The sequence below is a fragment of the Streptomyces luomodiensis genome (genome assembly GCF_031679605.1).
Classification (GTDB): Bacteria; Actinomycetota; Actinomycetes; order Streptomycetales; family Streptomycetaceae; genus Streptomyces; species Streptomyces luomodiensis.
The window spans coordinates 4,754,858-4,778,662 of record NZ_CP117522.1 but is presented as its reverse complement, the minus strand read 5'-3'; the positions used below and the strand labels follow the sequence as shown (position 1 = coordinate 4,778,662).

General features: G+C 71.0%; 21 protein-coding genes and 1 pseudogene. 6 read left to right on the top strand and 16 right to left on the bottom strand.

From position 1 onward, the window contains the following. Positions 1 to 52: 52 nt before the first annotated feature. The 10 genes from PS467_RS19950 to PS467_RS19905 form a co-directional block, all read right to left on the bottom strand. Positions 53 to 1,915: a sensor histidine kinase gene (locus PS467_RS19950; RefSeq protein ID WP_311036430.1), complete on the bottom strand. Its 1,863-nt coding sequence runs from the start codon at positions 1,913 to 1,915 to the stop codon at positions 53 to 55. Beyond that, a complete protein-coding gene (locus tag PS467_RS19945; RefSeq protein ID WP_037647511.1) occupies positions 1,912 to 2,601 on the bottom strand; it encodes a response regulator in 690 nt (229 codons plus the stop codon). Before PS467_RS19945 ends, PS467_RS19950 begins: the two co-directional genes overlap by 4 nt. A gap of 5 nt (positions 2,602 to 2,606) precedes the next feature. Continuing rightward, positions 2,607 to 3,299 (bottom strand): phosphatase PAP2 family protein, encoded by a 693-nt coding sequence (locus PS467_RS19940; protein ID WP_311036429.1) that lies wholly within the window; start codon positions 3,297 to 3,299, stop codon positions 2,607 to 2,609. Between the two features lie 261 nt (positions 3,300 to 3,560). Then, positions 3,561 to 4,250 (bottom strand): response regulator, encoded by a 690-nt coding sequence (locus PS467_RS19935; RefSeq protein WP_311036428.1) that lies wholly within the window; start codon positions 4,248 to 4,250, stop codon positions 3,561 to 3,563. Further along, positions 4,247 to 6,184: a PAS domain S-box protein gene (locus tag PS467_RS19930; RefSeq protein ID WP_311036427.1), complete on the bottom strand. Its 1,938-nt coding sequence runs from the start codon at positions 6,182 to 6,184 to the stop codon at positions 4,247 to 4,249. Before PS467_RS19930 ends, PS467_RS19935 begins: the two co-directional genes overlap by 4 nt. A 2-nt stretch (positions 6,185 to 6,186) precedes the next feature. Next, complete coding sequence (locus tag PS467_RS19925; protein WP_268972989.1) at positions 6,187 to 6,618, bottom strand: hypothetical protein; 432 nt, start codon at positions 6,616 to 6,618, stop codon at positions 6,187 to 6,189. Between the two features lie 141 nt (positions 6,619 to 6,759). Then, positions 6,760 to 8,196 (bottom strand): hypothetical protein, encoded by a 1,437-nt coding sequence (locus PS467_RS19920; protein ID WP_311036426.1) that lies wholly within the window; start codon positions 8,194 to 8,196, stop codon positions 6,760 to 6,762. A gap of 24 nt (positions 8,197 to 8,220) precedes the next feature. After that, a complete protein-coding gene (locus tag PS467_RS19915) occupies positions 8,221 to 10,038 on the bottom strand; it encodes a glycosyltransferase family 39 protein (protein ID WP_311036425.1) in 1,818 nt (605 codons plus the stop codon). Beyond that, a complete protein-coding gene (locus PS467_RS19910; protein WP_268972986.1) occupies positions 10,028 to 11,323 on the bottom strand; it encodes a glycosyltransferase in 1,296 nt (431 codons plus the stop codon). The genes PS467_RS19915 and PS467_RS19910 overlap by 11 nt, the downstream gene beginning before the upstream one ends. Next, positions 11,320 to 11,820 (bottom strand): GtrA family protein, encoded by a 501-nt coding sequence (locus PS467_RS19905; protein WP_311036424.1) that lies wholly within the window; start codon positions 11,818 to 11,820, stop codon positions 11,320 to 11,322. The genes PS467_RS19910 and PS467_RS19905 overlap by 4 nt, the downstream gene beginning before the upstream one ends. Before the next feature lie 294 nt (positions 11,821 to 12,114). On the opposite strand from PS467_RS19905, the gene PS467_RS19900 reads away from it, so the two are divergent. From PS467_RS19900 to PS467_RS42145, 5 genes and pseudogenes are all read left to right on the top strand, one after another. After that, positions 12,115 to 13,278 carry a S8 family serine peptidase gene (locus PS467_RS19900; RefSeq protein ID WP_311036423.1) on the top strand — a complete coding sequence of 388 codons (1,164 nt, stop codon included), beginning with the start codon at positions 12,115 to 12,117 and terminating at the stop codon, positions 13,276 to 13,278. Positions 13,279 to 13,296: 18 nt separating this feature from the next. Next, positions 13,297 to 14,370: a glycoside hydrolase family 6 protein gene (locus PS467_RS19895; protein ID WP_311036422.1), complete on the top strand. Its 1,074-nt coding sequence runs from the start codon at positions 13,297 to 13,299 to the stop codon at positions 14,368 to 14,370. Positions 14,371 to 14,661: 291 nt separating this feature from the next. Next, entirely contained in the window at positions 14,662 to 15,009 is a 348-nt protein-coding gene (locus tag PS467_RS19890) for a response regulator (RefSeq protein ID WP_268972981.1), read from the top strand. Next, the gene (locus PS467_RS19885) at positions 15,006 to 16,280 is read left to right on the top strand and encodes a glycoside hydrolase family 5 protein (protein ID WP_311036421.1); all 1,275 of its coding nucleotides are present in this window, start codon (positions 15,006 to 15,008) and stop codon (positions 16,278 to 16,280) included. The genes PS467_RS19890 and PS467_RS19885 overlap by 4 nt, the downstream gene beginning before the upstream one ends. 568 nt (positions 16,281 to 16,848) lie before the next feature. Further along, positions 16,849 to 17,259 (top strand): annotated as a pseudogene (locus tag PS467_RS42145) (signal peptidase II); the annotation flags it as partial. Between the two features lie 97 nt (positions 17,260 to 17,356). Here PS467_RS42145 and PS467_RS19875 read toward each other — a convergent pair. From PS467_RS19875 to PS467_RS19850, 6 genes are all read right to left on the bottom strand, one after another. Then, positions 17,357 to 17,938 carry a zf-HC2 domain-containing protein gene (locus PS467_RS19875; RefSeq protein ID WP_311036419.1) on the bottom strand — a complete coding sequence of 194 codons (582 nt, stop codon included), beginning with the start codon at positions 17,936 to 17,938 and terminating at the stop codon, positions 17,357 to 17,359. Further along, positions 17,935 to 18,480, bottom strand: a complete 546-nt coding sequence (locus PS467_RS19870; RefSeq protein WP_268972977.1) for an RNA polymerase sigma factor — start codon at positions 18,478 to 18,480, stop codon at positions 17,935 to 17,937. Before PS467_RS19870 ends, PS467_RS19875 begins: the two co-directional genes overlap by 4 nt. Before the next feature lie 136 nt (positions 18,481 to 18,616). Continuing rightward, positions 18,617 to 19,438 (bottom strand): zf-HC2 domain-containing protein, encoded by an 822-nt coding sequence (locus tag PS467_RS19865; protein ID WP_311036418.1) that lies wholly within the window; start codon positions 19,436 to 19,438, stop codon positions 18,617 to 18,619. Further along, positions 19,435 to 20,031: a sigma-70 family RNA polymerase sigma factor gene (locus PS467_RS19860; protein WP_311036417.1), complete on the bottom strand. Its 597-nt coding sequence runs from the start codon at positions 20,029 to 20,031 to the stop codon at positions 19,435 to 19,437. The genes PS467_RS19865 and PS467_RS19860 overlap by 4 nt, the downstream gene beginning before the upstream one ends. Positions 20,032 to 20,231: 200 nt before the next feature. Further along, entirely contained in the window at positions 20,232 to 21,260 is a 1,029-nt protein-coding gene (locus tag PS467_RS19855) for a rod shape-determining protein (RefSeq protein WP_311036416.1), read from the bottom strand. Positions 21,261 to 21,494: 234 nt separating this feature from the next. Further along, positions 21,495 to 23,183 carry a bifunctional 3'-5' exonuclease/DNA polymerase gene (locus PS467_RS19850; protein ID WP_311036415.1) on the bottom strand — a complete coding sequence of 563 codons (1,689 nt, stop codon included), beginning with the start codon at positions 23,181 to 23,183 and terminating at the stop codon, positions 21,495 to 21,497. A gap of 372 nt (positions 23,184 to 23,555) precedes the next feature. On the opposite strand from PS467_RS19850, the gene PS467_RS19845 reads away from it, so the two are divergent. Next, on the top strand, positions 23,556 to 23,789 hold the full coding sequence (locus tag PS467_RS19845; protein ID WP_268977041.1) for a DUF397 domain-containing protein: 234 nt from the start codon (positions 23,556 to 23,558) through the stop codon (positions 23,787 to 23,789). The last annotated feature ends 16 nt before the right edge of the window (positions 23,790 to 23,805 follow it).

Genomic DNA, 23,805 nt, shown 5'->3' with positions numbered 1-23,805 from the left:
GTCTGTCGCGTCGTCTGTCGTGCCGTCTGCCGTGTCGTCAGCCATGTCGTCGTCAGCGGCCGGCCCCGGTCGTACCCGGTACGGCCGGGACCCTGGCCCGGATACGGCTGCCCTGCCCGGGGCGGCTGTCCACGTTCAGCGTGCCGCCCACCTCCCTGGCCCGTTCCCGCATGGAGAGCAGCCCGAGGTGGCCGGGGAACGAGCCCTTGCAGTCGAAGCCCACGCCGTCGTCGGCGACGGTCAAGGTGACGGCGCCGGGTTCGTTGAGCAGATGGAGCCGTACGTTCCGGGCCTGTGAATGCTTGGCGATGTTGTGCAGCGATTCCTGGGCGATCCGGTACAGGGCGTGCTTGGCCTCCGGTGTGGTCTCCGGTTCGGCGTCGAGCTTCGCCTCGGTGGCGATCCCGTACCGGGCCCGGAGTGCCTCGACATGATGGGCGAGCGCGGCCACCAGGCCCTCGGTCTCCAGCGATTCGGGCCGCAGCCGGCACAGCAGCGTCCGGGTCTCGGCGATCGCGGCGTCCGCGAGCCGCCGGATGTACTCGATGGGCTCGGCGAGTTCGGCCAGGTCGGCGAGTTCCCCCAGCTCCTCCCCGGTGATCGGCTCCGCCCGGTGCGCCGACTCGGGCCGCCGGGTATCGCGTTCCAGCAGCTCACGGGCGGTACGGGCGCCCAGCGCGATGCCGTAGAGCGCCTGCGAGACCGAGTCGTGCAGCTCGCGCGCGATGCGCTGCCGCTCCTCCCGGACCGCCCGCTCCAGGGCGGCCGTCCGCTGCCGGTCGCTCTCCACCGCGCAGGACGCATGCCCCGCGATCACCTCCAGGAGGGTGAGGTCCGCCTCGCCGGGGTCGCGGCCGGGCGGGAAGTGGCAGCACATCGCGCCGATCGCGGTGGACTCGCGCAGCAGTGGCCAGGCGGCCACCGCGCCCCGCGCCGGGCCCTCGCCGTCCGCGCCCGTACGGCCGCCGCCGTGGATGACGGGCGCGGCCCCGGCGATCGCCTCCAGCGCGGGTTTCCGCGACGGCGGGGTGTGGCCGTGTCCGCCGCCCACCAGGCGCAGGGGCGCCGACGGGCCGGGCTCCAGCAGATAGACCGTGCAGCTCGCGGCGCCGGTACGGGCCACCGCGCCCGCGGCCAGGGAGTCCAGGGTCCGCCGTACGGAGGAGCCGGAGGAACGGGGGCAACCGAAAACCCTCGCCGCGCCCGCGGGGCCCATGGAACCTATGAAGCTCATAGAGCCCGCTGAACCCGCTGAGCCCGCAGATCCCGTAGATGCCATGGAGCCCATAGAGCCCATGAAGCTCATAGAACTCACAGAGCCCGCGCCGCCCACGGCATCCGCCGAACCCGAGGAGCCCGGTCCGGCGGCGGCGGAGGCCAGTCGGCGCAGATGTTCCCGGTGCCGGATCTGGGCGACGGCATGGCCGGCGGGCGCCCCGAAGCGTCCCACGGTGCGCACATCGGCATGGGTGAGCCGGCGCCCGCCGCCGCGGTTCGCCACCTCGATCACCCCCACGGGGTGGCCGCGCACCAGCAGCGGCGCGTCCAGGACCGAGGCCGGGACCGCGCGCCGGGGGTCCCGGTGCCGGTGCGGCCGCTGTTCCGGGCCGGTCACCGTGGGCCGTCCGGCGCGGATCGCCTGGCGGGCGGGGGAGGAGCCGCCGGGCGTCAGCGGTCCGCTCGGCGCGGTCCACGGGGCGCCGTCGGTGGCCCGTATCGTCAGGACGTCGCCCGGCTCCAGCACCATCACCCGCGCCATGTCGGCGCCCAGGAGCTCACGCACCCGGCGGGCGATCAGCCGGAGGGTCGCATCGGCGGTCTCACCCGCCAGGATGTGTTCGGTGACCTCGGCGAGCGCCGTGGCGCTCCGCTTCCGCCGGGTCGTCGGGAACCACCGTGTACCGATACCGATCACGCCGACCACCACTGCTCCCTCGTCGTCGTCTCGAGTGCTTGCGGAGGGGTGAGCTCACCCGCCGGTACCAGGCCCGACTGCACCGCGTAGACCGCCGCTTGGGTCCGGCTGTGCACTCCGAGCTTGGTCAGGATGTGGCTCACGTACGTCTTCACGGTCTGCTGGCCGATCCGCAGATCGTGGGCGATCTCCTTGTTGGCCTTGCCACGCGCGAGCATGGTCAGCACCTCGGTCTCCCGTTCGGTGAGCTGTTCCGGGCCGCTCGGCTCCCTGACCTGGCCCATCAGCCGGGAGATCGCGGCGGGGGAGACATGGATCTGGCCCGCGGCCGCGGCCTTCACCGCGTTCCTGAGGTCGTCGGCCTCGGCGTTCTTCAGCAGGAAGCCGATGGCCCCGGCCCGGACCGCGCCCATGACCATGGCGTCGTCGAGGGAGCTGGTCAGTGCCACCACCTCGACCTCGGGGAGGTCCTGGCGGATCTCCGCCGTGGCCGATACGCCGTCCATCACCGGCATCAGCAGATCCATCAGGACGACGTCGGGGCACAGCTCCCGGGCCAGCCGCACGGCCTCCCGGCCGTTGGTCGTCTCGCCGACCACCTTGATGTCGTTGTCGAGGCCGAGGATCATGCGCAGGCCCTGCCGGACCACCACATGGTCGTCTGCGATCAGCACGCGAAGCGCCACTTGGTTCACCTGCCCATGGAGTAGACCGCCGCACGGGCGGAGACGGACGCGGATACGGTCGCGATCAGCGGTTCGAGAAGCGGAAGGGTCAGCAGGACGAGTGCGCCGGCGGCCCAGCCGCCCAGGACGTCACTGACCCAGTGGGTGCCCAGATAGACGGTGGTCAGACCGACGCCGAGGGCCATCAGGCAGGCGACCAGCGCGCCCGTCCGCCGGTGGTGCCCGGCGAGATAGGCGACGGCGCCCCAGACGACGACGGCGTTCGCGGTGTGACCGGAGGGGAAGGCCATTCCGCCGTGGAGGAGCTCGGCGGACCCGGGGGTCTGGGCGTACTGCGGGTTCAGCCGCCCGGTGAGGATCTTGACGGCGCCGACGCTCGCGTTGAGCAGAACCAGCGCGGTGCCCAGGACCAGCGGCGGACGGAGGCTTCCGGTCCGCCGGCCGCGCCATCCGGCCCAGACCAGGGCGGCCAGGGCGGTGGGGCCGCGCTGGCCCGCGATGACGAAGGCGTCCAGCACCGGCCGGGCCTGCGGCCACTGCTTGTACGGCTTGAAGAGGGCCACCTGCCAGTCGAGCCGGACCAGCCCCGAGCCGGTGACGACGGCCGCGAGGACCGCCGCGTAACACGCGGCGGCCGCCAGGAAGGCGATCGTGTACCCGCGGCTGAGCGGGCATCGGATACGTCCAGGGACTCGCATGGGAGGGGAACCCGTCCCGGTGCGTCCACGATTCCATCCAAGGAGGGACTTATCGGACCGTTCGGCCCCCAGGGGCCCGTCCCGGTGGTCCCGCCCCATCCGTACCGGACCCATGGAGGGGAGAGCCGGTACCGGGCCCGCACGGCGAACGGCCCCCTACCACAGGAGGGAAGGCCATTGCCGACAACAGCCGACAGCCATTAGCCGACGGCCGAAAGCAACGTCCGACAGCCGACGACGGGCCGACACCCGGTCAGCCCGTCACTCCTCCGGCCCCTCCGGCTGCGCGGCCTTGAAGCCGAAGTCGGTGGCCTTCGCGACCGCCTCCAGCTGCGAGCGCGCGTCCAGCTTCTCCAGGATCCTGCGCACATGCGTGCGCACGGTGGCGTAGCTGATGCTCAGCCGCTCCGCGACCGCCCGGTTGTCCAGGCCGTGGCTCATCAGCGTGAGGATCTCCTGCTCGCGCGGGGTCAGGCTGCCCAGGCGCTCGGTCTGCTCGGCGGTCGACCGCGCGTTCTCGCGGTGCCGGGCCAGCACCTCCATCAGGGTGCTGGCCGGGATGAGGGTCTCGCCCTCGGCGGCCGAGCGGATGGCGGCCGCGATCTCGTCGCCGCCCGCCGACTTCAGCAGATAGCCGCAGGCGCCCGACTCCACCGCGGCCAGCAGTGCCGAGTCGCTGGCGTCGGCGCTGAGGATCACGATGGCGACGGAGGGGTCATGGGCCCGGATGCCGGCCGCCGCGTCGGCCCCGGTGCCGTCCGGCAGCCGGAAGTCGACCAGCGCCACATCGGGCTGCAGTTCCTTGGCCATGGGCACGGTCTCGGCGACCGAGTCGGCCCAGCCGACCACCGTCAGGTCCGCGTACTCGGCCAGCAGGGCCCACAGCCCCTCGGCCACCACCCGGTGGTCCTCGACGATCAGCACCTTCGTCAGATCGGGAGGTGCGGTCACGGCTGCGCGTCCCCTTCGGGGGAGTCGACGGGCCCGAGCCCGGCGGAGCCCGTGGGGCCGGGGCCGAGCGACGCGTCCGGGGAGTCGCCGAGCGGCACCCAGAACTCCACGGTGGTGCCCGAGCCGGGTTCGCTCTCGATCCGGCACCAGCCGCCCGCGATCTGGGCCCGCTCCTGGATCAGGGAGAGCCCCAGATGGCCGGGGCGGGACTCCACCTCGAGCGGGTTGTAGCCCTCGCCGTCGTCGACGATCCGCACCAGGCAGCCGTCGTCGAGCCCGAGCAGCTGTACGTGGACCGTCTTGGCGTGGGCGTGCTTGCGCACGTTCACCAGCGCTTCCTGGGCGGTCCGGTAGATCAGTGCCATCGTCTCGGCCGGTGGGTGGGCCGTGAGCCGGTCCTCCAGCCGGTAGGTGACACCGGTCTCGGTGCGCATCTGTTCCAGCAGCCCGCGCAGCGCCCCGGCCAGGCAGCCGTGCTCCAGGCTGGACGGCCGCAGGTCGAAGATCAGCTGCCGCAGCCGGCTCAGCGAGAGCTTCAGGGTCTCGTCCAGCTTGTCCATCACCCGCTGCTCCTCCGGGTCCCGCAGCCGCCGGCGCAGCTGCTGGAGGCGGAGGCTGGCCGCGGTGATCACCTGGATGGTGTCGTCGTGGATGTCGGCCGCGATCCGCCCCCGCTCGGCCTCCTGGGCGTGCACCAGATGGCTGAGCAGCGCCTGGCGGTCGCGGTCGGTGACCTCCAGCAGTTCCAGGCTGCGCTCCAGGACGAACTGGGCGCGCTGGACCTCGGTGATGTCGCGGATGGTCAGGACGGTGAGCAGGCCCTCCTCCGTACGCAGCGGGCTGATGCTGACGTCGGCGGGGAACTGCTTGGCGTCGCTGCGCCGGCCGACCAGCTCCATGCTGTGGCCGAGCGGCTCCTCCAGGCTGTCGTCCCATTCGCGCAGCGAGACGGTGAGCGGCTGGTCGGGCAGGAGCGCCTCCACGGCCCGGCCGGTCAGATGGTCGCGGTCATAGCCGAAGAGCGCCTCGGTGCGGTTGTTGGCGGCCTGGATCCGGCCGTCGGCGTCCACGATCACCATCGCGTCCGGGGAGGACTCGATGAGCTGGCGGAACCGGCTCTCCGCCGCCCGCAGCGGGCCGAGGTCGGCGACGAAGACCACCCCGCGGGGCTGCCGGCCCTGGAGATGGCCGCCGCTGAACTGGGCGGGGAACTCGGTGCCGTCCCGGCGGCGGCCGCTCATCGCCGACGGCGCGGTGAAGACCCGGCCGATCAGCTGCTCGGAGGCGGTGTGGTAGCGCTCGGGGACCAGGTCCCGCAGCCGCTTGTCGCGCAGCTCCGCCGAGCCGTAGCCGAACATGTGCCGGGCGTGGGCGTTGGCGTACTCGATCCGGCCGCGGGAGCCGACGATCAGGACGCCGCACGGCGCGTGGCCGAGCAGCTCCAGATACGACTCCTCGAGGCGGTTGCCGACCAGGTCCTCGAACCGCCAGGAGGCGCGTTCGGCGCGGCGCAGCGGCTCGGCGCAGTCGGCGAGGAGCTCCGCGGACATGCTGAACTGATCGCGGGAGGCCCGGACGACGGCCTCCAGGATCTCCTCCGCGGGAGTGCCCTTGACCAGGTAGCCGCTGGCCCCGACGGCGAGCATGGTGAGCACGGTCTCACGGTCGCCGTGGGCGGACAGCGCCACCACCCGGGCGCCGGGGACCTGGTCGCGAATGGCCCGGACGCTGCTCGGGGCGTCGCCCCGGGGCATGTGCACATCCATGATCACGACCTGTGGGCGGTGCTCGACCGCCGCGCGCACGGCCTGCTCGTGGTTGATGGCCAGGCCGACCAGCTCCAGGTTCGGGTGGGAGTCGATGAGGTCGGCGAGCGCCTCCCGGACGGCCGGGTCGTCATCGGCCACCACAACATCGATCCGGTTGTCTCCCATCGCTACCCACCTCCCTTGAGGACGGCCCCCCGCAACTCGCGGGTGGTGAATTCATCGCGCCGGCAGTGCGCCAGCGACGGCATGACCGCGGCCAGCGGCGCGACCAGCACGTTGTAGTGGCTTCCGAGGCGGTCGCATACGGCGACCGCCGCCGCGGCGTCCCATACCGCGGCCCAGAAGGCCCAGTCGTGTCTGTGGTGGTTCCGTGCGGCGTCCAGCGCGGCCCGGCGCGCCACCGAGGCGGCGAGCAGGATGCGGTACCGCTCCTCCTCGGTGGTGGTGCGGTGGAGTACCGCCCAGCCCTCGGCGCGGGTCTGGCTGGAGGTCTGCTTCCACAGATCGGCCACCCGGTCGATTTCCTCGGGGGAGAGGTCCTCGATATGGGTCAGGAATTGCAGGACTCTTCGCGAGTTAGGGCCGAAAACTACACTCATAGGACACTCCAGGACGCATGGTACATCTATGGAACTGGTGAGCCGCCCTATGGCCGTCGGCGGCCGCCTTCCGGAACGTGGGCCCCCGCCGGTCCTCCGGCACGGACCGGCCCACGTTCGTCCCCGGTGTGGTTCCGGTCCCTAGTCGCCCTGGCCGTGGCCGGAGGACATGTTGATGCTCGCCTTGGCGACGCCACCGCTCTTCTGGCCGATGAGCTGGAAGGCCACCCCGCTCTCATCGGCCGGGGTGATCTTGTACGAGCCCACGGCCGACGCCTTGCCCCGGCTGTCCACCTGGAAGGTGCCGATCTTGCGCTGGGCCTTGGAGCCCGAACCGGCGTAGGCGTTCACCGTCTCGCCCGGAGCGAACCCCGCGACGTAGAAGCTGAGCGTGGTGCCCGCCCTGCCGCCGAAGGCGCTGGGCTCGGCGGACGGGGTGTACGGCAGCACGGTGAAGCCCGAGCGGACCACGGCCCGGCTCTGGTCGCCGATCGCCATCAGCGTCTGCCGCCCCTTGAGGCCGAACGGTACGTTGAACGCCACATCGCGGATCTGCCCCATGCCGTTCGCCTGCGCGGTGAAGGCCGGCAGGCCCCCGGTGGAGTTGATGTAGACCAGCACCCGCTCACCCGGCGCGAACTTGTTGGCGGACAGCGTGATCCGCTGACCGGCCTTGAGCGCGTACGGCCGGGACTTCATCGAGGGGTACATGGCCAGCATCTGGAACGGCGCGGTGGCCGTGGTCTTGCTGCGCTTGCCCACCAGGACCAGGGTGCTGGAGCCGGTCGGGGCCACGCCCACCTTGATCGCCGCATGGGCGACGCCGCCGCTGCCGTCGGTGTGCAGCGTGGTCACGGGGGTGCCGGTGGTCCGTCCCCAGAAGACGTCGATCGCCTCGCCGGGGCGGAAGCCGCGGGCGCTGACCGTCACCACGTCACCGGGCCGGCCGACCAGCTTGTTGATCTTCGCGGTGCCGACCGCGCCGCCGGTGACCACCTGGGCCTCGGCCGCCTTGGACGAGCCGCGCTGCTGCGCCACCAGGACCGCGGGGCGGTTGCCCGCGGTCTCGGGCATGGTGAACCGGGCGTAGATCGACCCGTGCTTGTCCGAGCGCACGCTGCCGATGGCGCGGCCCTTGGTGTCCGACTTCCGGGCCTTGAGCAGGATGTCCACGGTGGCCTTCTTGTCGAAGCCACCGCCCTCGACCGCGGCGCTGCCGCCCGGACTGACCAGCCCCGGGTTGATCACGATGATCGGGCCGGACGCCTGGGGGACCCGCTGGTTGCCCAGTTTGATGGTCTTGGGCTGCTTGGGCGGGCGTATTTCCCGCTCCTGCTGGGAGTGCTCCTTCTTCGGCGCGCCCCCGCCTCCGTTGCCGGTGGTGTTCAGGGCGCCTCCGAAGCCGCCGCGCGCGACCACCTGGACGAGCGATCCGACGATCGCGAAGACCACGAGAGCCAGCAGGACGGTCTTCCAGGTGAGCTTTTTCTTCTTCTTGCCACCGTCGGGGGTGTTCTCCTCGTACTCGGGATCATCCCTGTCCTCGGAGACATCCCAGTCCTCGTCGTACTCAGGCATGGCCTTCACCTCCTCTTCCCATGGCTACTGCACACGGTAGATTTCCAGCTTGATATTGCCCTGGGTTTCCGACCAGACCCGGTCGGAATTACGCAGCGCCTGGAGTATCCAGTTCTCCCGGCCGTCCGCATTGTTTGTGGCCATCGACTTGCGCATCTTGTTCGACATGATGATGTAGTCGACGTTCTGCCATTTCTTCTTGAACAGTTTGTCGCGGACATCCGGGTCGGACGAGGCGTTCCAGTGGGAATGCGCGTACGGATAGAACGGCCGCACATCGTGGAGTTCCCCCCACAGGTCGTCGTCCATGATGATGCGCGAATTGGGCGGGACATGCTTGCGCACCCAGGCGATCTGGGCATGCTGCATTCCGGTGAGATTGATCCTGGACTGGTACTGGTCGGCGATCTGCGTACGGCCCTCGGTATTGGTGTGGACGAGATATCCGGAGGCCGGTGACGCGAGGAGCAGAATCGCGACGAACGACGGCAGGGCGACCCGCGTCATGGAATGAGCGCCGCGGAGGAACCGATTTCCGGACGAACCCGTGAGCAGCCGGTCCGTGACCATGCCGACGTTGATCGCCAGCATCGGGATCAGCGGGGTGACGTAGAAGTCCAGCACCACGCTGCCGCGCACCAGGTAGAAGGCGTATCCGAAGGCCAGCGTCCCGGCGATGAGAAAGCCCAGGTTGCGCTTACGGTCCCGGACGCCGAGCCACAGGCTGATCAGCATCGCGCACACCCCGACGATCAGCAGGTACTTGTCCCGGACCAGCCAGCTGGTCTGCAACAGCCCGGTTTCGCTGAAGAGCGTGCCCTGGTTGCGGTTGAGCTGCCACCACAGGGTGTAGAGCAGCGAGACGTGGTCCGCGGGCGGATTGTTCAGGTCGAAGTCGAACCCACTCGGCAGCAGCTCGTTCTTGAGCAGTGCGTAGGTCACATAGCCGCCGATCGGGGCGAGCGCGGCGAACGGCCACAGGGAGCTGGTGAACCGGTGGCTGGCCGACCCTTTGACCCTCCGGTAGAGCAGATACATGAAGGTCGGCACGAAGAAGATCGCGTTCTCCTTGGTGATCAGCGCGATGCCCAGCGCGAACCCGCCGCCGAACACCGATCTGATGGTGACTTCCCGGCGCAGCAGCGCGAACAGGCTCAGCAGCAGCCAGAAGATCATCAGGTTGTCCAGCAGAACCTGGCGCTGGAAGTAGACCGCGATCGGCGAGACGTTGAAGAGGAACGAGGCCACGGTGGCGGCCAGCACACTGCCGGACAGCCGCCGGGTGATCTCGAACAGCAGATAGACGCTCGCGACATGCACCAGCAGCATCAGAAACCGTCCGGTGTTGATCGCGTTTCCGAAGGTCTCGAACTGCTTCGGCAGCGGGAAGGCCCACCCGGCCAGCGTGATCCAGCCCAGCGGGGCGTGGTCGTAGTCGTAGGTGTACGGCGACAGGCTGGTCTCCCGCACCACCGACCACGCCCGCTGCATGTAGATGCCCTCGTCGGTGAGGTAGAGCGGATAGCGGAACAGGTGGTAGCCGTGGGTGAGCAGCCCGGTCAGCAGGGAGACGACCAGGGCGACCTTCCCCTTGGACCCCAGCGGGGGGAACCAGCCGCGCTCCACCGAGAACCTCGGGCGGCGCCGCCGCGGCGGCCGCGCGGGCTTCTTGTCCTCTGCGGCCCTGTTGGGTCCTGCGGGCCGCTTGTCCCCCGCGGGGCGCTTGCCCTCCGGGGGCCGCTTGTCCCCCGCGGGCCGCTTCTCCTCCGTGGCGCGCTTGGCGGCGCGCTTGTCCGTCGCGGCGACGGGCGTCGGCCGCGAGGGCGTGGTGTTATCCGACACGCGACTCCGCCTCCTCCGTGGTGGCCCGGTGGGCGCCTACGTGCTGTGTCTTCTCCCAGTCGTGGCGGCCGAGCATCTCGCGCCGCATGGCGCGCAGCGCGGCGTACGCGAGGACCATCTGGAAGGGGAACCAGGCGATGGCCATCCGGAGGACGGCCTTCGGCGAGGCTTCGAGACCGTGGGCGCCGGTGAACTCGTACAGGCCCACTGCCTGGACCAGAAAGTGCGCGGCCAGCAGCAGTACGGGCAGATAGGAGCAGAGCGCGATCATCACCGGCACTTTGAGGATCAGGATCATGCCCAGTGAGAGCGGCAGATAGAGGCCGAGCAGCGCCTGTCCGCGCGGGAACGCCAGGACGTAGAAGGCGAGCCAGCGCTGTTTGCGCGTCGGCATCTTCTTCCAGGTGCCCTTCTTCAGGGTCTGCATGAAGCCCTGGCTCCAGCGGGTGCGCTGCCGGATGAAGTGGCCGAGGGTCGGCGGGGTCTCCTCCTTGGTCACGTACCGGTCGTCGTAGACGACGCGCACCCGCTCGCCCATGGCGGATATCCGCAGGCCCATGTCGGCGTCCTCGGTGAGGTTGCGGTCGTCCCAGCCGCCGAGCCGCAGCAGCAGTTGGCGGGCGAAGAAGACGGTGTTGCCGCCGAGCGGGATCGAGCCGAAGTGGGCGTGGTAGTGCAGCCGGCTCTTGAACCAGAAGAAGTACTCGAGGACGTTGAGCGTGGAGTACCAGTTGGACTGGTAGTTCATCAGCTGCACACCGGCCTGGACCACCCTGACGTCCTCCTGGACCATCACGGTGTTCACCAGACTGAAGATCTTCGGGTGGATGTCGTCTTCCGCGTCGAAGATGGTCACCACCTCGTTGGCGGTGTGCGGGAGGGCCGTGTTGAGGCCGTGCGGCTTGTTGATCGGCTTGTCGTCGAACACCACGACCCGCACATTGTGCAGACCTTCGCGGTGCAATTCGTCGATCTTCTCCTCCGCCTTCTTCACCGTGCCGGTGTCGTCCTGGGAGCAGATCACGAAGACCTCCAGCAGTTCGGCCGGATAGTCGGCCCGCACCACGCGTTCGATGGTGCTCTGGATGACGTCTTCCTCATGCCGGGCGGGCAGCAGGACACTGAAGGAGAGCTGGGGCGGCAGAAACTCCTCCGGCGCCCTGGCCTTCCGTTCGGCGTCCGCCCGGTCCCAGGTGTAGAGCATGAGATAGAGGACATGGGCCGACTGCACGGTGAGCAGGATCGAGACCACGATCAGCACCAGGTAGACGATGGCGACAATCATCGGCTTCGCCTCCCCCAGACCCAGCCGGTACTCGATGCGAAGTTGACCGCGAACGCCGCCGCGATGCCGAGACAATTGGCCATCAGCAAATGCATTCCGGCCCGCACCAGTGACCAGACGATGAACACATTCACCGCGAGCCCGCCCAGGACGGTGACGTTGAACTTGATGAATCGTCTGAGGGACGGGGTGCGCACCGCGAAGGTCCACCGGTCGTTCAGCAGATAGTTGTGGACCACGGCGATTTCCACCGCTATCGACGACGCCGCCAGCAGCGGCAGTCCGGCCCAGTGGTAGAGGACGAAGAGGACCACCGTGTTCACCAGCACTCCGCCCCCGCCGACCACCGCGAAACGCACGGCCAGACCGGGCAGGCCCGCCATCGGGTTCCGCCTCGGGAGGGCGCGCGAGAACATCCCGGTACGCCTCCGGGCGGTGGTATCCACCTCGTCATCCGGCTTGCCGGTGCGCTCGCTGAACGTTCGGAAACGCTGCATCGCGACTCCCTCGGCAGGAGGCTTTTATCGCCGTTGCACCAAGAGTGCGTCACCCGAAAAGGAGGTAGTACCCGCGCTCGGGGGAGCGGCTGGTACACCTTCGGCGGACCTGTCCGGTCCCCCGTATTGGGGAGAGCCGGACCCGGGGCGTTCCCACCGGTCCCCCAAAGAAGGGACGGTGTGCTCACCCGCTCGCGGGTGTCATTACTTGCGGGGGATGCCCAAAGATGAGATGGGCCCGACGGCCTTGCGTCCCATGCGAGGAGAGTAGGTGACGTAATGTCAGGTCACGCGATGTCACGCCATCCATTCGCCGGCCGGGCCGGAGCAGTCATCGCGGTGATGACGCTCGCACTGGCCACGCCGGCCGCGGCAAGTGATTCCGGTTCCGGTTCGCTGCACGATTCCGAATGGGCGCTGACCACGCTCAATGCGGAACGTGCCTGGAAATTCAACAAAGGCGCCGGGGTGACCGTCGCGGTCATCGGCACCGGGGTCGACGCGACCCATCCGGATCTGCGCGGCCGCGTGGTCCGCGGAAAGGATTTCGCGGGCGGCACCGGCGGTTTCGGCACCCGGGACACCGGCCATGCGGCCGAGCAGTCCACCCACGCCGCCGGAATCATCGCCGGCACCGGCCGCAACTACCGCGGCGACGGGGTGTACGGGCTGGCGCCCGAGGCCAAGGTGATGCCGCTCGGCGTCTACCGCGACGGAAAGCCCGTGGCCGACGCCACCGCGCAGGCCATCCGGCACGCGGTCGGCCATGGCGTGCGCATCATCGATCTGACCGTCTCCTTCAAGCGTCCCACCCCCGCGCTGCGATCCGCGGTCAAGTACGCCGTCGCCAAGAACGCCGTGGTGGTGGCCGGTGCGGGCGACACCGGCAAGGACGGCAACCGGCCCACCTACCCGGCCGCCCTCCCCGGTGTGGTCGCCGTGGTGGCCACCGACCGTAAGGGCGCCGTGTGGAGCTCCTCCCACCACGGCGGGAAGACCCTCCTGGCCGCCCCCGGCGTCGCCATCCTCACCACCTCCGGCGACAACGACTACTGGACCGGTGACGGCACCGGCTTCGCCGCCCCCTGGGTCGCGGCCGGGGCCGCGCTGCTGCGCGCGGAGCACCCCCGCTGGAACGCCAACCAGATCGTCCAGAAGCTGATCGACACCGCCCATCGCAAGGGCTCCGCCGGCCATGATCCCCGCTACGGCTACGGGGTGATCGCCCCGGCCAAGGCGCTGGCGGACCGGGCCGCGCCGGCCGCCGCCGCCGAGCCCGCCGCCCCCCGCCGCCATCCGCACGCCACCCCGGCCGCCTCCGCCGCCGAACCGAAGGACGATGAATCGGCCCTGGTCGCGATAGGGATAGTGGCCGGGGTCCTGGTGGTGCTCGCGGTTCTGGCGGTGGTGCTCATCAGCCGGCGCAGGCCCCCGCCCGACAACTCCCGCAACGGCTGAGACCGGACGGGACTCGCCATGATCGCCAAACTGCGCGAACGCGTCGGCCGGACCCGCCCGCCGACGCGCGGACGGACCTCCCGGTGGGCGGGCCGGGGTGTCGCCCAGCTGATCGTCATGGTGCTGGTGGCCGAGGTGGTGATGGCGGCGACCACCGTGCAGGCCCTGTTCGCGGGCCCGACGCCGCGGTCCGCGCCCAAGCCGACACTCCCCGTGGTCAAGCCGGCCTTCCCGGCGACGACCCGTTTCTACGTCGATCCCCACAACCCGGCGGCGAGCTGGGTGCGCGACCATCCGCGCGACCGGCGGGCGGCGGCCATCTCCCGGCGGATCGCCGCCGAGCCCCAGGGCGCCTGGCTCACCGAGACCAATGAGTCCCTGATCGAGGAGCGGGCCCGCTACCTCGTGCGCACCGCCGCCGCCCAGCGGCGGATTCCGGTGCTGGTCACGTACACCATCCCGCAGCGCGACTGCCAGCAGCTGAGCTCCGGCGGCGCCGGGGACACGGCCGCGTACCGGCGGTGGAGCGAGGCCCTCACCCGGGGGATAGGGGACGGGCGCGCCATCGTCATCCTGGAACCGGACGCACTCGCGCATATGAGCTGTCTCAAGCCGCGGCAGCGGGCGGAGCGGTTCGCGGCGCTGTCGTACGCCGCGCGGGCGCTCCAGCGGGGGGCGCCCCGGGCCCGGGTCTACTACGACGCCGGGAACTCCGGATGGCAGCCCGCGCGCACCATGGCCGCCCGGCTGCGGCACGCCGGGATAGAGCGGTACGGGGACGGGATAGCGGTCAACGTCTCCAACTTCAACGCCACCGCCGACGAGGTGCGCTACGGCCTGTCCGTGGTCAGGGAGGTGCGCCGGCCCCGGCTGGGGGTCGTGGTCGACACCAGCCGCAATGGGGCGGGGCCCACGCGGAGCCACCGCTTCTGCGACCCGCCGGGCCGCAAGCTGGGCAAGCCCCCCACCGCCGCCACGGGCATCCCCGGGGTGGACGCCTTCCTGTGGATCAAGGAGCCGGGCCAGGCGGACGGCTGTGCCGCCGGTGCGGGCACGTTCGTCCCCGGCTACGCGTACCGCCTGACCCGCTGATGCGCCGCTCGGCTGCCCCGCTGATGCGCTGACCCCCCTCTCACCGGCGCCGGTCACCCGCTGACCGGCGCCTTCGCATGCCTTCTTGCCTCCCCCCAAAGCGGACATAACCCATACAAAACGGCCGAATTCTCCTACCTCAATTGAGGTAGGCGGAATTCGGCCGTTTGGTGTGCCCGGAATTCCTGCGATTGAGGTACGCAGATTTCAACCAGGCGTACGGCGAATCGGACTGCGGTCACTCCCTAATGTCGTGCAGCGAAAGGACAAGCCCGAAGGAGCTCCAAATCGATGCACAGAGTTCTCGTCGTGGAGCACCACCCACTGGTGTTGAGTGCTCTCGCCGATCTCGTAGTCGAGGAGCCCGGACTGGAGCTGTCCGGCATCGCTGGATCGGCCCGAGAAGCAATTTCTCTGGCCCATCACATGCGACCGGATGTGGTGCTGATCGACGTGGATGAGCCCAGTTGGCGAGCGCAGCGGCTGGACCGCCTGATCGGTGAACTCCTACCGTCCGCGCGGATTGTCCGGCTGACCGCAGTCTCCGACCCGCAGATGGAATGTCTGGAATCTCCGACGAAAATCCCCAGCATCCTCAAGACCGCAGTACCCGAATTCCTCAGGAGCATCACCGAATGAATTCCCCCATGGACCAGAACAACGCCCCGACCACCGAGACCAAGCGCGCGCCGCGCCCGCAGCGTCTCCGCTTCGGTATCGCGGCGGCCGTCGTCGCTGCTGCTGCCGTGGGTGGCACCGTCACCGCTTTCGCGGTGAACAACGATGGCCCGGCCGGTGCGGCCACCACCACCGCCTCCGAGGCCAAGGCCACCGGTGCGGGTGCTGACGGTCCGCTGTCGACCAAGAAGGGCGACATCGTTGACGAGAACGGCAAGAAGGTCGTCCTGACCGGTGTGAACTGGTTCGGCTTCGAGACCGGGACCTACGCGCCGCACGGCCTGTGGACCCGTAACTGGGAGTCGATGCTGGACCAGATGGCCAAGCAGGGCTTCAACACCATGCGCCTGCCGTACTCGAACGAGATGTTCAAGTCGTCGGCCAAGCCCAACGGCATCGACTTCAAGAAGAACCCCGATCTGAAGGGTCTCACCCCCCAGCAGATCATGGACAAGATCGTCAAGGGTGCCACCGACCGCGGCATCCGGGTGATCCTGGACCAGCACCGTCCGGACCAGTACGGCCAGAGTGAGCTGTGGTACTCCCAGAGCCTGTCCGAGAAGCAGTGGCTGGACGACTGGGTCAAGCTGGCCAAGCGCTACAAGAACAACGACCGGGTGATCGGCGCCGACCTGCACAATGAGCCGCGTGGCCAGGCCACGTGGGGCGACGGCAACCCGAAGACCGACTGGCAGCTGGCGGCCACCAAGGCCGGTGACGCCATCCACAAGGTCAACAAGAACTGGCTGATCTTCGTCGAGGGCACCGACCGCTTCAAGGACGAGCAGTTCTGGTGGGGCGGCGACCTCCAGGGTGTGAAGAAGCACCCGGTGAAGCTCAAGGAGCCGAACAAGGTCGTCTACTCGGCCCACGACTACGGTCCGGGCGTCTACAACCAGAACTGGTTCATGGCGAAGGACTTCCCGAAGAACATGCCGGCCATCTGGGAGAAGCACTGGGCGTACATCAAGAAGCAGAACATCGCCCCGCTGCTGCTCGGTGAGTTCGGTGGTAAGAAGACCGCCGGCAAGAGCTCCGAGGCCGTCTGGCAGAACGCCCTGATGGACTACCTGAAGAAGAACGGGATCAGCTACACCTACTGGACCTGGAACCCGGACTCGGGTGACACCGGCGGTGTGCTGAAGAACGACTGGAAGACCATCGACAAGAACAAGATGAAGATGCTGTCCAAGTACCAGACGCCTCTGCTGGAGGCGAAGAAGGGGAAGTAATCGTCGGAGTGACCCCTTCGGTACCGCGCCGGTAACCCCGGCGACGGACAGCGGCAAGGGCCCGCAGGCATCCGCCTGCGGGCCCTTGCCCTTTTTTCGCCCGGGGCCGCCGCCCGGGGCCTCGCTCAGGGGCGCCCGGACCGCCCGGACTGCCCGGGGCCATTCGGCGGGTCGCTCGGGGCCGCCCGGTGCGCTCGGGGCCGCCCGGTGCGCCGGGGGCCCTTCAGGGATCGGGGCCTGTCCGGTGTCGTCCGGGGCTGCTCGGGGGTCGTCCGGTGTCGTCCGGGACCGCTCGGGGCTGCTCGGGGTCGTCCGGTGCGCTCGGTGTCGTCCCGAGCCCGGGGGCCTGCCCGGGGTGCCCGGGTCGTCCTGGGGCTGGCCGGGACCGCCCGGGGCGCCCGGGGGCGTCCGGGACGACCCCGGGCCCCTCCGTACCGCCCCGCCGCCCCGCCGCCCTGCCGCCCCTCCGGCCGGACTCGTTCTGCCGGAAGGGAAGCGGGGCGGGCGCTCGGTGGGTTTCCCTTCCGGGTCGCGGACCGCGCCCGCGGGCCGGCCCCGAGGGAGGCCGATGATGAAGCCCCATCCGGCGGCCGGTCGGCTGCTCTTCCCCCTGATCGCGCTCGGCGTGATCGTGGCCGATCAGCTGACCAAGGCCATGGCGCTGGCCGCCTGGAGCGGCACCTTCGGTCCGCAGGCCCGGTTCGGGCCGTTCAGCGCGCTGCTGGTGCGCAATACCGGGGTGGCCTTCGGCTTGGGACACAGCAGGCCCGCCCTCATCGTCGTGATCACACTCGCGGGCGCGGTCGCCACACTGGCCGCGGCCGGCGCGGGGCTGCGGGCGCGCGGCCGGGGCGCGGCGCTGGGCCTGGGGCTGATCGCCGGGGGAGCGACGGGCAACGGCGCCGACCGGATGATCCGGTCGCCGGGCCCGTTGCGCGGCGCCGTCATCGACTGGATCACGGTGGACGCCCGGGGCCCGGTGTTCAACCTCGCCGATGTGGCCCTGATCACCGGAATTCTGCTCACCGCGGTCCTGCTGCTGCGCAGGACCCCGCGCGCGCTGCCCGGTCCGGCCGTCAGCCTCCGGCCTTGTGCACCGCGCCCTGATCCGCATCCCGCTCCGCCCCCGGCGCCGTCCCGGGGACCGTCTCCGTCCCCGGCACCGGCTCCGTCCTCGGCACCGGGTCTGCCGCCGGCACCGCCTCCGTCCTCGGCATCGAGTCCGTCCTCGGCGCCGGCTCCGTCCTCGGCACCGCCTCCGCCCCCGGCACCGTCTCCGTCCTCGGCACCGGGTCCGCCGCCGGCACCGGCTCCGCCCCCGGCATCGGGTCCGCTCCCCGCTCCCGGCTCTCCCGCTCCGCGAGGGACTCCGCGAAGTCCCTGAGCCGGTCCAGCACCGCCTCGTCCGTCGCCCCGCGGGCGGCCAGCGCCTCGCCGATGCGCTGGTAGACGGCGAGCTCCCGGGCGCAGCGGTGGCACTCGGCCACATGGGCCCGCACCCGGGCGGCGGCCGGCGCATCCAGCTCCCCGTCCAGATACGACTGGAGCATCGGCGCGCCCACGGGACACCGGGTGGTCCGGCGCCGCTCGGTGGTCGCCTGTGCGGTTCGGGTGATCGGCGCGGTCCGCGTGGTCCGCCACCATGTCCATCTGCTCATGCGCCACCTCGCTCCGATTCCACTCCCGCGGCCAGCAGTCGGCTCCGGATCCGCTTGCGCGCCCGGTGCAGCCTGCTCATCACCGTCCCCTTGGGGACGTCCAGCACCTGTGCGGCCTCCGCGTACGACAGCCCGTCCACATGCACCAGCCGCACCACCTGCTGGTCCCTCAGCGGAAGTGCCGTGAACGCGGCGTCCACGGCCTCGTCGAACGTCGTGTCGACCACCAGTTCCTCCGGTGTCGCGCCCCGGGCGGGCACCAGCCGCTCCAGGTCGGTGTCCGGATCGTCGAGCAGCCGGGGCCGGCGCTGGCGGCGCCGGCTGACCTCCGCATGCCGCATGATCGTCAGCAGCCAGGCCCGCGGATGTCTCCCGTCGAAACGGCCGACCGCCCGGTAGGCCCGTAGGAGCGTGTCCTGTACGAGATCCTCGGCGTCGGCCCGCTGGGCGGTCAGTGACATGGCCACGCGCAGCAGCACCTCGACCTCCGGCAACACATACTGAGCGAACATGCGCTGCTGATGGGCGTCCGGGTCAGCCACGGGTGCCTCCTCGGATCCGGACCCCCCGGGGACGCGAAGCACGACATATCACACTCTGTGTAACATCTCGTTCACCACGCCGCACGGAGTGATCGGCGATCCGGGTGGCACCGGCCGGAAAGCCCGTCGGCGGACGTCAGGCGTCCAGGGAGATCAGGCGCTTTCCCTCGTTCGTACGGACCTCGAGACGTTCGATGTCGGCGCGCTTCATCGCCGCGCCGCCGTGGGCCCACAGCGGCTCTCTCGCGGCCGCCTTGGGGCTGTCCTCGATGCCGTATCCCCACGTGGGCACGGACCAGGTCGTCATCGTCTGCTCACGGCCGTCCCTGGAGATCGCGATCAGGCTGCAGTCCAGGGGGCCTTTGACGTTCTTCAGCCTGAGCACGGCGTCGGTGCCCCACATCCTGTCCTCCAGCGCGACCGCCGCGTCCACCTCGGTGTCCGGGTCGGTGCCCCGCACCTTGTCCGGCATCCGCTCGAAGAGGCCGCGCTCGCCGGCCGCGGCCGAGACGGAGCTGTCCGAGCCGCCGCCGGAGGTGACCGCGACGGTGCCGAGCGGACCGCCGACGATCAGGGCGGCCGCCGCCGCGACCAGGTACAGACCGCGCCGCCGCCGCTTGGCGCGGGACGCGGCGACCTCGCCCGCCATGCGGTGGAACACGGCGGGGCCGGGGCGCGCGGTGAGGGTCTCGATGGCGCCCGGGGTGGCGCTGAAGGCATGCGGGGTGTGGCCGGTGAGCTGGGTCCGCCCGGGGCTGCCGTGGATTCCGGGGACGTCGGCGGCCAGCGCGGCCAGCAGGGGTTCCAGGCCGGTCAGCTCGTCCAGCCGCCGTCCGCACGGGGCGCAGCCGGCCAGATGCTCCTCGAACCGGGCGGCGTCCGCCTCGTCGAGCACGCCGAGCGCATACGCGCCGACGGCGTCGTGTCCCGGGTGGTGGTGATGCGTCCGCGCTGTCATGCCGTCACTCCTCTCTCCTCCAGCGCGAGCTTCATGGAGCGCAGCGCGTAGAAGACCCGGGACCGTACCGTCCCGCTGGGTATGCCGAGGGTCTGGGCCGCCTCGCTGACGGTCCGCCCCTTGAAGTACGTCTCGACCAGCACCTCGCGGTGGGCGTCGCTGAGGTCCTGCATCGCGTCGGCCAGGGTCATCAGCCGCAGCGCGCGGTCGATCTCGTCCTCCGCGGGCAGGAGTTCCAGCGGGGAGGGGTCGACCTCCTGCGGCCGGGCCTGCCGGCTGCGGTGTCCGTCGATGACGATCCGCCGGGCGACCGTGACCAGCCAGGGCCGGATGGAGCCGGTGGCCCGGGACAGCCGGTCGGCGTTCCGCCAGGCGCGCACCAGGGTCTCCTGGACGATGTCCTCCGCACGGTGCCGGTCGCCCGCGACCAGCCGCAGCACGAACGCGAACAACGGCCCGGCGTGCTCCTGGTAGAGCGCGCGGATGAGCTGCTCGTCCGGCGTGCCACGGCGGGATCTCGACGGACGCTCATCGGCCACGGCGGCGTCGTCGTGCACCTGAACCTCCAGGACCTGACCTGAGTTGGACAACATCAACGGACGACTCCCGGTCTGTGCCCCCGGGGGGATCGGCGGCCATGCCGGCCTCTTCCCCCTTCACTACGCAGGGGAGGAGACGGCCGCTCAACGCGTCGCGAAGAATTTCCGATCAGGCGTCAGGAGACGGGGTCAAGGGGCGGGATCAGGCGGCGGGATCGGGCGGCGGGACCCGGAGACGGGGTCAGGCGGCGGGGTCAGGAGACCATCGCGTCCAGCGCCAGCGGCTGCACCTTGCCGTCGAGCATCGCGCCGAGCCCCTCGACCGCGCAGACGTCGGGGTGGTCGGCGATGCTCAGCGGCATACCGGTGGCCTCCCGCAGCATCTCGTCGAACCCGGGCAGCACCGCGCTGCCGCCGGCCAGCATGATGCCGCGGTCGACGAGGTCGGCCACCAGATCGGGCGGGCAGCGGCGCAGCACCGTGCCGATGGCGTCCAGCACCCCGGTGAGCGGGGTGCGGATGGCGGTCCGCACGCTCTCGACGTCGATCCGTACGGACCGGGCGAGCCCCGTGGCCACGTCCCGGCCGTGCACCTCGGTGCTGCCCGAGGCCGGTGCGCCCTCCTTGAGGACCAGATGCAGGGGGCGGACGGCCTGGCTGGGCAGCATCAGCGCGTGCTCGTTGCGCAGGTGCTGGACGACGGCGTGGTCCACGGTCTCCCCGCCCACCGGCACCCGCTCGGCGGCCACGATCGAGCCCAGCGACAACACCGCGACCTGGGTGGTGGCCGCGCCGCACACCACGATCATCGTCGCCTCGGGCCGTTCGACGGGCAGACCGCAGCCCACGGCGGCGGCGATCAGGCTGTCCACCAGCTCGACTCGCTTGGCGCCGATACCGGTGAGTGTCTCCACGGCGGCGCGCTGGGCGAGCGGGTTGGCGTCGTGCTGGACGCAGACGGCGGCGCTCACCAGCGGCCGGCGCCGCCAGGCCCGGCGCAGCTTGTTGCCCAGCAGCAGCCGCAGCATCCGCTGGGCCATGGCGATGTCGACGACGGTGCCGTTGGAGACCGGCCGTACCACCTGGATGTGCGCGGGCGTCCGCCCGCTCATCCGCTCCGCCGGCGTGCCGACCGCGATCAGCCCGCCGGTGAGGGTGTTCACGGCGGCGACGGTCGGCTCGTCCACGATGAGCCCGGTCCGTCTGAGGTAGACACGCGTTCTGGCCGCGCCGAGGTCGACGGCGATGGAGCAGCGGCGCAGTGCCTCGAGACTGATGGTCATGGCAGGTCTCCCCGGTGGGCGGCGTGGCGGGCCACCGCCCGGCGGCCCTCCGCTCTCATCGTGTGGGGAGAGCCGGGACCCCTGCCTGTGGGGCTGAGCCGGTCGGGGGAGGGGCCGTACCCGGTGGCCGCCTGCTGTCGGGGGAGGGGGCGTATCCCGTGGCCGCCTGCTGTCGGGGGAGGGGGCGTATCCCGTGGCCGCCCACTGTCGGGGGAGGCCGTACCCCGTGGCCGCCTACTTCGCGTCGGCGTAGCACTCCACCGCCGCCATGGTGAAGGGGAACCGCACCGGTGTCGGTCCGAAGGCGATCCGGCCGGCCGTCCGGCCCGCCTCGGCGATCGCCTCCCGGACCGTGTCGGCCTCCTCCGTGGGGCAGTGCACGATCACCTCGTCGTGCTGGAAGAAGACGATCTCCGCACGCAGCCCCGCCCTGGCCAGCGACCGCCGCAGCGCCGCGAGCATCAGCAGGGCCCAGTCGGCGGCGCTGCCCTGCACCACGAAGTTCCGGGTGAACCGGCCCCGCGCGCGGGCGCCGGCCGTGCTGCCGTACGACGGCTCCGCCTGGTCCCGGGGCAGCCCCGCCTCGTCGGCCGGCTCCTCGGTGGCGCCCCCGGCGGGCGGGCAGGTGCGGCCCAGCCAGGTGCGCACCAGCCGGCCCTCCTCGCCCGCGCGGGCCGCCTCGTCCACATACGCCACCGCCGCCGGGAAGCGCCGCCGCAGGGCCGCCAGATGCTTGAGGCCGTCGCCGGAGGTCTGGCCGTACACCGCGCCCAGCAGCGCGAGCTTGGCCTGGTCGCGGTTGCCGACCACGCGCGTCTCGGACAGCGTCGCGTACAGGTCCCGGGCGCTGCCCGCGACCTCCATCAGCCCGGGGTCCCGGGAGATCGCGGCGAGCACCCGGGGCTCCATCTGGTCGGCGTCGGCCACGACCAGCCGCCACCCCGGATCGGCCACCACCGCGCGCCGCACCACCTTGGGGATCTGGAGCGCGCCGCCGCCGTGGGTGGTCCAGCGGCCGGAGACGGTGCCGCCGGGCAGGTACTCGGGGCGGAAGCGGCCGTCGCGCACCCAGGACTGGAGCCAGGCCCAGCCGTGGGCGGTGTGCAGCCGGTAGAGCTTCTTGTAGCGCAGCAGCGGCTCCACGGCGGGGTGGTCGATCCGCCGCAGCTCCCAGGCGCGGGTCGAGCCGACCGCGATGCCCGCGCGGGCGAACGCCCTGATGACCTCGGCGGGCAGATCGGGCCGCACCCGGGTGCCGAAGGCGCGTGACACCTCGTCGGCCAGCTCGGCCAGGCGCCGCGGCTCCAGACCGCCCGGATAGCGCTCGCCGAGCAGCTCGTCCAGCAGCTCCCGGTGGCGGTCGGCCCGCCAGGGCACCCCGGCGCGCCGCATCTCGGCGGCGATCAGCGTCCCCGCCGACTCGGCGGTGGTCAGCAGCCGCATCCGGTCCGGGTGCTCGGCCGCCTCCGTACGGACCAGCTGCCCCGCGTACACCGCGAGCAGCGCGTCGAGCGGGTCGGTGCCCGGCGGCAGCGGCGGCGGACCGGGTTCGAACAGCGACGGCTGGGCCCCGGCCGCCCGGGGCGGCGGATCCTCGGGGACGGGCAGTCCGCGCAGCCGCGCCCAGGCGGCGGCGAGCGAACGCGGCGCGCCCGAGCGCCCCTCATGGCCGAGGAGCAGCGCCTCGGCCGCCTCGACGTCATAGGCCCGCTCGACCCGGACCCCGGCGGCCAGCAGCCGCGGATAGACCTCGGCGGTGGACCGCCACACCCACCGGTCGGCCTCGGGGCGGGACCGCACGGCCTCGGCGATCCCGCCCTGCTCCGCCGTCACCTCGACAACCGGTCCGGCGGCCTTTCCCTCGGGGCCGAGCGGGCAGAGACGAACACCCCCGTGATCCGTCTCCGCCGCCGCCCATCTCATGCCCGTGAGTCTGGCAGGGGGGTCTGACAACGGTCCGACAACGCCGGGCGACGCCCGCACGACGCGGGGCGACGAGGTCGGCTCAACGCCGGGCGACGCCCGCACAACGCCGGGCGACGAGGTCGGCTCAACCCGGGGGAGGACCCCGGCGTCCTTCATGACGACTGCTCTCCATCACGCGGGGCAGGAGACGCCGGGTGTCGGGTGATCACGCCGATACGCAAGGTGCACGTGCATCTGCTGGTGCATCTACCCGTGCAGAAGCAAGTGCATTCGCTCATGCATTCGCAAAGGAACGCGGCTATGATCCGGGGCAGTTGACAACTGCACGAACAGTGGAGAAGCCCTGTGCGCGACCACCCGTACAACGGCATGGCGGCCGCGGACCTTCAGGGGGTCGTCTGGCAGAAGAGCAGACACAGCAACTCCCAGGGGTCCTGTGTCGAGTTCGCCAAACTGCCCGGCGGGGACGTGGCTGTCCGCAACTCCCGGTTCCCCGACGGCCCGGCGCTGATCTACACCCCGGCCGAGGTCGAGGCGATGCTGCGCGGGGCCAAGGACGGCGAATTCGACCATCTGGCACACGATCCGGCCGCTCTGGGCTGATCGCCGCGGACGCGCG